A 267-nucleotide genomic window follows, 5' to 3' on the forward strand; every position below is an offset into this window, starting at 1 on the left:
GCCGACGATCGCCGGCAATTTCGGCGTGAGCACGACGCAGAGCGCATGGGTCGTCACCACGTTCTCGGTCAGCAATGCAATGGCGCTGCCGCTGACCGGGTTTCTCGTCAAGCGCATCGGGCAGGTCCGGCTGTTCGTGTGGGCCACGCTCGCCTTCACGTTCGCGTCGCTCCTGTGCGGCCTCGCGCAAAACCTGCCGCAGCTCGTCGCGTTTCGCGCGCTGCAGGGCCTGGTAGCCGGGCCGATGATCCCCACCACGCAAGCGTT

At 67.0% G+C, this 267-nt stretch carries 1 protein-coding gene; it reads left to right on the plus strand.

Features of this window, described 5'->3' with window-relative positions; genetic code table 11:
- Window positions 1-267, plus strand: a 267-nt coding sequence (locus tag SB772_RS41635) for an MFS transporter (RefSeq protein WP_410838724.1), incomplete at both ends; no start/stop codon positions are given.

It is taken from the genome of Paraburkholderia sp. SIMBA_030, from assembly GCF_046535245.1.
Lineage (GTDB): Bacteria > Pseudomonadota > Gammaproteobacteria > Burkholderiales > Burkholderiaceae > Paraburkholderia.